This window comes from Jannaschia maritima (genome assembly GCF_030973515.1).
Classification (GTDB): domain Bacteria; phylum Pseudomonadota; class Alphaproteobacteria; order Rhodobacterales; family Rhodobacteraceae; genus Jannaschia; species Jannaschia maritima.
Map to the genome: position 1 here is coordinate 174,557 of NZ_JARGZA010000008.1, position 8,461 is coordinate 183,017.

Consider the following 8,461-nt stretch of genomic DNA (forward strand, 5'->3'; position numbering starts at 1 on the left):
GCCCAACGCCGCCGACGCCCCAGGGCTAGGGACGATGTCTCTCCGTAGCGTTAACGATGACCACGATTCGGCGACGGATCAGGCGCTTCCCGGCGATCCGTCAGATGAGTTCGAGGAACGCGATCAGGTCGGCGATGTCGCCTTCGGACAGGTCCAGGGGGACCAGCTCGGACGCGGTCCGCAGGCCCACCATCCGGCCATGCGGACCCAACGGGGCGGCGACGTAGTGATCCACGACCGCACGCAGCGTGTCGAACCGGCCGGCATGTCCGAACGACGACCGCGCGGCCACCCCCCGCAGCGACGGGGTCCGGAACGCGCCGAGGCCGCGCTCCATCGACAGGTTCGCGAAGCGCAGCGCAGCGCATTCGTCGGTCGCGGCGTCCGAGAACGCGCCCAAGCAGTTGAACGGATCGGACAGGAGGCGAATCGACCCCGCCTGCCGTCCGAGGTCCGGCAGCGCGTCCGGAGCGTCCGGCATCGCGACGTTGTGGAAGTCGCCGTCGCTGAAGAGCGGGCCGAAGTGGCAGGTCGCGCAGCGCCCCGGCCCGGTGAACACGTCGAACCCCCGCCGGACGGCCGCCGGAACGGCGTCCGGACCGGCCGGCGTCCGGGCGGCGCGTCGGAGCATGCCGTCCCAGCGGGACGCGGGTACGGGGATCGTGGCGACGTAGGATGCGATCGCCTTGCCCACGTCCGCGAACATCGCGTTCGTGCGGTGGCGCGCGGCGGGATCGAGCGTGGTCCAGGCCGTCCGAGCCTCGACATCGCCCGATGGCGATGCGGCGATCTTCGGGACGGCGAACGCATCCCAGTCGAAGAGATCGGCGACCACGTCGGAATGGCGTGCCGCGACATAGGCCACCACCTCCGTCCGGGTGAGGTCGTGCTCGGATGCGTGCTCCAGGGGGCGGAGGGCCTGCGCCCACAGGCTGTCGACGGACCCGTCCCGCATGAGCAGGTCCTGATGCGCGGCGCCCGCGATCGGGGAAACGGGGCGGAAGGCGCGGTCCCGGCCGGCGGGGCGGCGCTCGTTGGGTATCATCCGACCGTCGGTCGCGTGGCAGGACGCGCAGGCGACGTCGCCCGAACGGCTCAGCCCCGTGTCGTGGAAGAGTGCACGGCCCAGCTCGATCGCGGCGGCGCGCCCGGACAGGCGGTTCGACCGGTCGGGGGCGGGTGCGCCGAGCGCGTCGATCGAGAAGGGCCGCGCCCGGTCAAGGAAATCCGCCTCCGCCGCGGCGGGGAGCGCCCCGCCGCATGCGAGCAAAGCCGCGGCGAGGACGGGCCCCTTCACAGGACGAATTCGATCTCGGCCCGGTCCATGCCCTCCTCCGTCCGGACGGTCAGGACGATGTGCCACGCACCCGGCATGGAGAAGCGCAGGCCCACGATGCGATACCGCCCGTCGCCCAGGGCTTCCACCTGGGGGGTCGTCGGCAAGCCGTGGCCGTGATGCCGCATGCCGCCGTCGATGGTGACGACGGCGCCGTCGACCCGCACGCCACGCGCATCCGTCAGGGCGAAGTCGTATTCCAGGAAGGGGCCGATCGGGGCATCCGCCAGGTCCCCGGACAGGACGACGCGGTAGCGTCCGTCAACCGACGTCGCGCCGAGGGGTTCGGCTCCCACGAGGGGGCCCGACGCGGCCAGGAGCACGAAGATGGCCGTGGCAATGGGTTTGAGCATGGTTCACCTGAAGTTGTGGGACGCGGTCCCGAGGAGCCGATGGGTGTGGGGGGTCGCGTGGTTCTCGTCGAACCAACGTCGCGCGGCCTCGCGCATCCGCGCGGCCTCGTCCGCACCGATGGCCATGTGCGTCAGGCCGCGCATGTGGTGCGCCTCGACCACGCCGGCGCTCGCGGCCAGGTCGAACCAGAAATGGGCCTGCGCGGGATCGCGCGGGACCGCACGGCCAGCGAGGTACATGTGCCCCAGCAGGAGCTGGGCGCGTTCCTCCCATACGAGGGCCGCGGCGTGCGCATAGCGGAAGGCCGCGGACAGACGGTCGGCGTCCGAACCGGGGTCGCGATAGAACATGTAGGCCAGCGAGAGCATGGCCGACTTCACCCCGCCGGATGCCGCGCGGGCGTAATGGTCGACGGCCGCCTCCAGGTCGGGGGCGCCCAGTTCGCCGAAGGCGTGGATGTCGCCCAGCGTGTCCGACGCCTCGGGGGCTCCGGCCGCGGCCGCGAGCTCGTAGAACGACACCGCCTTCGGGAGGTCCCGGGCCGTGTACGTGCCGCCGCGCAACAGGTCGCCGATCATCATCAGGGCCTGGGGATGATGCGCGTCGCCCGCCTCGTTCAGAAGGGCCAACGCGTCCTGCACCTCGTCGGGGGTCGTCGGGCGTCCTAGGATGGTCCGCCCCAGCATGACCTTGGCATCCACGAGGCCGAGATCCGCCGCGCGCCGGAACCACGTCTCGGCCTCCAGCGTGTCGACGCCGTCGCCCAACGCCATGTGGCCGAGGCCGAGCATCGCGGGGGCATCGCCGCGGGCGGCCGCCTCCCGGAACAGCGCCTTCGCCGCAACGAGGTCGGCCTGTCCCAGGACGCCCGCGACGTGGAGGCCCGCGAGGTTCCGCAGCGAAGGACCGTCGCCCACCTCCTCCCAGATCGCGCGGGCTTCGTCGAACCGCCCCTGCGTCGCCAGCGCAACGCCGTCGCCGGCATCCAGCGCCGCGGCGGCCAACGGTGCCGCGCATGCCAGCCCCGCGATCGCGATTCCACGCCTCCAGCTATCGACCATGGCCGTCACCCACCCTGTTTCGGTTGGGGCGACGTTAGCGGTCGAATGGTTGACGCATTGTTAACCACGGCCGCCACGGGCGCGCCCGACCCCATTAGCGGTTCGTTAGAACTATGGGCCTAGCGATCGGGACACCCATCGAACCGGCCTCCCGACGGGCCGCGCCGAACGCCGTCCCATCCACGAGGAACCGATGACACGATCGAAAGTGATCCGCGCCGCCTGCATCGCAGCGCTCGGCGCCATGCTCGCCCCGGCGGCCGATGCCGGCCATCTCTTCACGCAGGCCACGTCCAACACCCCGACCTGGATCCAGGCCGGACAGGGCATCGCCATCGAGCAGTACGGGACCGAACCCTCCTATGGTTCGCCGGACGGAAGAGTCACGATAGATTTCGAGGCACCGGGAGGTTCACGCCCGGCCGAGGCCACGCAGACGGCCAACCCGAACGATTGGTTCCAATGGTCGAGCGGCGACGTCCTGTCGATCAATCTGCCGCTCGCCGACGCGACCTATAGCTATACGATCGCATACGACGGCCCCACGGGCGGCACCTGCCAGTACACGTATTGCGGGATCCAAGGATACAGCTATCCCACGGGAGGCTCCATCGCCGTAGATACTGCGGGGACGAACCTGGATCTGTCCGGTTCCAACACCGCGCTCCAACTCCCGAACCACAGCGGTGAGCGCCCCAGCTACGACGCCAACGACGTCTTCTTCGGTTGGTCCATCACCTCGATCGCCGGCGAGTTCTCGCTGGGCGGCTACCGGCTCTATACCGCGGACGGGACGATCGACGGCACCGGCGCCGGCCCCCTCGACCAGAGCAGCGTCGTTTCGGCCGAGGAGGCGACGAGCGGCGGTGGCGGCAGCGACGGCGGCGGGGGTCCCCGCCCCATCAACGGCGCCACGGACACGATCGGGGGCCTGGGAACCACGACGACGTACCAGTTCGACGGAGGCACGCTCGTCGCCGATGCCGACGTCGGTTCCGACTTCACCGTGACGGCCAACGGCGGCGCTGTGGAGGTGGCGGCCGGGGGCAGCACGACCATGTCCGGCGCCATCTCCGACGACGGCGGCGCATCCGGCGCGTTCGCCAAGACCGGCGACGGAACCCTCGTCCTGAGCGGAACGAACACCTATTCCGGCGGCACGACCGTCACGGGCGGCACGCTGCGGATCGACAGCGACGGCAATCTGGGCGCCGCTGCGGGTGGCATTGGCCTCGACGGCGGCCGCCTGGAAACCTCCCGAACCATCGCGACCGCGCGCGGCCTTTCGGTCGGCGCCGGCGGGGGCGAGATCGCGGCGGGCGCGGGCACCACGCTGGCGCTGACCGGGACCATCTCGGGAACCGGGCCCGTCACGTTCGCGGGGGCGGGAACGACCGTCCTGTCCGGCAGCAACGCGATCTCCGGAACCGCCGCCGTCGCACAGGGCCGCCTGACGGTAAACGGGACGCTCGCGGCGCCCACGACCCGCATCGCATCGGGCGCGACCCTGGGCGGACGCGGTCGCATCGTCGGGGCCCTGGAGAACGCCGGCCGCCTCGACCCCGGCAACTCCCCCGGCACGATGACGGTCGCGGGCGACGTCACCCAGACCTCCACCTCCGAGTTCCGGGCAGAGATCGACGGCCGCGACTACGATGCGGCCGGCGGTGCGGGCACCTATGACCGCCTGGTCGTCACGGGCGCCGATTCGACCTTCACGGCCGATGGCACCCTCAATCCGGTCCTACGCGGCATCAGCAGTCCCGCGAACAACGACTTCACGCCCCGGCTGGGGGACCGGTTCCGGATCGTCACGACCGAGAACGCGGACGGGATCGCGGGGGCGTTCGCGGCCGTGACGACCCCGGTGTCCGGCTTGCCGCCGCGGTCGCGCTTCGACGTCTTCTACAACGCCGACAGCATCGACCTCGCCCTGACGCCGAGCAGCTTCGCCGCGTTCGCCGGTGTGGCCGAAACGGCGAACGCCCGCGCCGCCGCCAGTGCCCTGGACGCGATCCGGCCCGCCGCGGGCACGGACGCGACGGGCGACGTGGGCGCGCTGTTCGACGGCCTGTACGGCCTGGACGGGCCGGGCCTGAGCATCGCCCTGCGGCAGTTGTCGGGTGAGATCCACGCCTTCGCCTTGTCGGACTATCGCGACACGGCCCGCCATGCGGCGCAGACCGCGCTGTTACAGGCCCGCGGCCATGCGGGGCGCATCGGACGCAACGCGTGGATCGACGCGTCCGGCTACAGCATCGACAGCGATGCGGACGGGCGGGCGAGCGAAAGCTCCGGTGATGCGCGCTCGCTCTGGTTGGGAAGCGACGTGTTCGTGGCACCAGGCATGACGTTCGGTCTGGGCATCGGTCGGACCGACGGCTCGACCGACGGCGGCGCGTCGGGCGAGGCCGACAACGACATGACCGCGGTGGTCGCCTATGCCTATGGCGGCACCGGTCGGATCGCCTACGAGAGCGTCCTTCTCGTGGGTGCCGGCGACATCTCCGGCAGCCGGACCACGACCCTCGCCACGGGCGACGTCGCCAACACGTTCGACACGTCCGCCCGTGCGGCCAGCCTGGCGGCCCGGCTCGGCTATACGTTCACGCTGAGCCCTTCGGTCGACATGACGACGTGGCTGAACGGCGAGGTGAGCCACGTTTCGACGGACGCGTACACAGAGGACGGACCCAGCGTGACGGCGCTGAGCGTCGGCGACCGGAGCTATCGCACCGGCCGGGTCGGCGTCGGGGTCGAGTTCGACGGCACCCTGTCGGACGCGACGTCCTGGACCGTCGGCCTCGGGGTGGCGCGACGGAGCGGGTCCGACGACGCGAACGTCCCCCGCGCGATGTCGCTGCAAGGCAGCGGCTTCACGGCGACGGCGCAGGATCGCGGCCTGACGGACGGGCACGTGGCGATCGGCCTCGCGTCGCGATTGTCGGACCGGGTCGGATTGCAGGGCCGGGTCGGGCTGGGCCATTCGGGCGGGACGACCACGCGGAACGCGTCGCTGCGGCTGAACGTGCGCTTCTGACCCGGGCGCGACGCCGATCGAACGATGCGGCCGCCGGGTGTCCCCGGCGGCCGTTTACGTCCCATTAACCTCGTTCGGACCACATTGCGCCGGGATCGCGAGCGGGAGGGGCGGCACAGATGATACCGGGAATGGGACGTTCGCCGATCCTGCCCGCGGCCGTGACGATGCCGCCGCTCAACCGGCGCGCGATGCTCGCCCTGGTGGCGGCGGTGCCGATCTTCGGCGCGGTCGCAGGCGACGGGGCCGCGGCGACGATGGACCAGTCGATCCTCCGCGCGGTGGTCGACACGATGCTGCCGGGGGACGGGGATGCGCCGTCCGGATCGAACCTCGGGGTCGATGCGCAGCTGAGGCACCTCGCGGACGGCATACCCAACTACGCGACGCTGCTGGCGCTGGGATCCGGATGGCTCGACGCGCAAGCGCACCGGCAGGCCGGACGGTCCTTCACGGCCCTGTCGTCCGCGGGGCGGGACGGGCTCCTGCGGGCCGCGTTGGCGGAACCCGACCAGACGATGCCGCGCGTCTACGTCACCAGGCTCAGGTCGGACGCGATGACGCTCTACTATGCGCATCCGGCGGCGTGGCGCGGCCTCGCGCTCGACGCACCCATCCAGCCCGCGGGCTATCCGGACCACCACCGCGCCCCGCCCCGCCATGGCTGACGGCGATCCGGACGTCCTGATCGTCGGATCGGGGGCCGGGGGCGGCGCGGCGGCCTGGCGATTGGCGACGCGGGGCATCCGCGTCCGCGTGCTGGACGCGGGTCCCCAGTTCGATCCCGCCCGCGACTTCCGTCAGGACCGTCCGGACTGGGAGACGGCGTTCCCCACGAAGGACGGCAGCGCCGGACCCTACGCCGTGGCACCGCTCCAACCGTTGACCCCCGCGATGCGCGACGTCCGATCGTGGTCGAAGGCCGGGGGGCCCTATGTGACGGGCGACCGGCGGGCCGCATTCGGTTACCACCACGTCCGGGGCGTCGGCGGAAGCTCGCTGCACTTCACCGGCGAGGCGCATCGTCTGAATCCGCGATCGATGCGGATGCGGACGGATCACGGCATGGCCGCCGATTGGCCCGTCTCCTATGCCGAACTCGAACCCTATTGGACGCTGGCCGAGACCGTGGTCGGCGTCGCGGGTCCGGCCCTGGACCGTCGATGCCCGCGCGGCGCCCCCTATCCCCAACCCGCGCACCGCCGCAGCTTCGCCAGCGCCGCCCTCGCCCGCGGGGCGGTCGCGGCGGGGCTGACGCCGGTGGACAACAGCTTGGCGGTGCTGTCGCGGCCACGCGACGGCCGGCCGGACTGCAACGGCTGCGGCGGATGCCTGCGCGGCTGCCAACGTGGGGACAAGGGCAGCGTCGACGTCACGTATCTGCGCGAGGCGCAGGCCACGGGGAACTGCGAGGTCGTCCCCATGGCCGAGGTGCTTCAGCTCACGAACGACGGGCGACGGGTGACGGGCGCGGTCGTCGCGGGGGCGGACGGCCTTTCGGTGATGCGCGCACCGGTCGTGATCGTCGCGGCGGGCGCGATCCAGACACCCCGGCTGCTGCTGAACTCGCGGGGGCGGCATGCGCCCGACGGCCTCGCGAACGAGAGCGGGATGGTCGGACGGAACTTCATGGAGACGCTGTTGACGACGACCTCCGCGCTCCATCCGGACCCGCTGGGCAGCCATCGCGGCCTGCCCGTGGACTGGGTCGCGTGGGACCACAACGCGCCCGACGCGATTCCGGGGGTGATCGGCGGGTGCCGCTTCGGACCGGCCATGGCGGAATCGGATCTGGTCGGGCCGATCGGCTACGCGTCGCGGATCGTGCCCGGCTGGGGGGACGATCACCGTCTGGCGATGCGCAAGACGTTCGGTCGCGTCCTGTCCGTCGCGGCCCTGGGCGAATCCCTGCCGCACCCGGGCAGCTACGTGGACCTCGACGCAGGCTTGGACCGGCACGGCATGCCGGTCGCGCGGATCCATTCGCATCTCGACGACATGGCGCTGGACCGCATCCGCTTCATGATGCGCACCTGTCGGGACGTCGTCGCGGCGGCAGGGTGCACGGAGACCGTGGAGGAGTTCGGCTCGGCGGACGCGTTCTCGTCCACCCACGTCTTCGGGACCTGTCGGATGGGCACGGATCCCGAGGCATCCGTCGTCGATGCCGCGGGACGCAGTCACAGGTGGCCCAACCTGTTCGTCTGCGATGCAAGCGTGTTCCCGTCTTCCGGCGGAGGGGAGGCGCCCGGGCTGACCATCCAGGCCCTCGCCCTGAGAACGGCCGACGGCATCGCCGCCGCGCGGCGCGGATCGCCCTAGGCGGACCGGGCGGGCCCGTCCCGCGTTCGCAGACCCACCGCGCGCAACGAGGGGTCCGGCGCCCGTCCCGCCGACCTTCCACTTCCCGACACGCCGCGCTAGGCCTCGGCGCCAAGCCCCCGACCCCCGACCCCCGAAGAGGTCCCATGCGCACCGCTCTCGTCACCGGCACGGCCGGGTTCATCGGCTTCCACCTGGCCCGGCTGCTGCTGTCGCGGGGATGGCGGGTGCATGGGTTCGACGGGATGACCGACTACTACGACGTCGCGTTGAAGCGGCGCCGCAACGCGATGCTGATGCAAAGCGAGGGGTTCTCCGCCACGGAAGCCATGCTGGAGGCGGACGGGG

The 8,461-nt window shown here is 71.7% G+C and carries 7 protein-coding genes; 4 read left to right on the top strand and 3 right to left on the bottom strand.

All coding sequences use genetic code 11. The features are described from left to right. Nucleotides 1-100: 100 nt before the first annotated feature. The 3 genes from P0084_RS09910 to P0084_RS09920 are packed head-to-tail and all read right to left on the bottom strand — an operon-like array spanning nucleotide 101 to nucleotide 2,751. On the bottom strand, nucleotides 101-1,297 hold the full coding sequence (locus tag P0084_RS09910; protein WP_308916681.1) for a cytochrome-c peroxidase: 1,197 nt from the start codon (nucleotides 1,295-1,297) through the stop codon (nucleotides 101-103). Beyond that, nucleotides 1,294-1,689, bottom strand: coding sequence for a FixH family protein (locus P0084_RS09915; RefSeq protein ID WP_308916682.1), 396 nt, complete (start codon nucleotides 1,687-1,689; stop codon nucleotides 1,294-1,296). The genes P0084_RS09910 and P0084_RS09915 overlap by 4 nt, the downstream gene beginning before the upstream one ends. A gap of 3 nt (nucleotides 1,690-1,692) precedes the next feature. Then, a complete protein-coding gene (locus P0084_RS09920; RefSeq protein ID WP_308916683.1) occupies nucleotides 1,693-2,751 on the bottom strand; it encodes a tetratricopeptide repeat protein in 1,059 nt (352 codons plus the stop codon). Between the two features lie 193 nt (nucleotides 2,752-2,944). On the opposite strand from P0084_RS09920, the gene P0084_RS09925 reads away from it, so the two are divergent. The 4 genes from P0084_RS09925 to P0084_RS09940 all read left to right on the top strand — a co-directional run. Further along, nucleotides 2,945-5,791 (top strand): autotransporter outer membrane beta-barrel domain-containing protein, encoded by a 2,847-nt coding sequence (locus tag P0084_RS09925; RefSeq protein ID WP_308916684.1) that lies wholly within the window; start codon nucleotides 2,945-2,947, stop codon nucleotides 5,789-5,791. A gap of 131 nt (nucleotides 5,792-5,922) precedes the next feature. Continuing rightward, entirely contained in the window at nucleotides 5,923-6,459 is a 537-nt protein-coding gene (locus tag P0084_RS09930; RefSeq protein WP_308916685.1) for a gluconate 2-dehydrogenase subunit 3 family protein, read from the top strand. Continuing rightward, the gene (locus P0084_RS09935; protein ID WP_308916686.1) at nucleotides 6,452-8,113 is read left to right on the top strand and encodes a GMC family oxidoreductase; all 1,662 of its coding nucleotides are present in this window, start codon (nucleotides 6,452-6,454) and stop codon (nucleotides 8,111-8,113) included. The genes P0084_RS09930 and P0084_RS09935 overlap by 8 nt, the downstream gene beginning before the upstream one ends. A gap of 146 nt (nucleotides 8,114-8,259) precedes the next feature. Continuing rightward, on the top strand, nucleotides 8,260-8,461 hold a 202-nt coding region (locus P0084_RS09940), incomplete at its 3' end, for a GDP-mannose 4,6-dehydratase (RefSeq protein ID WP_308916687.1).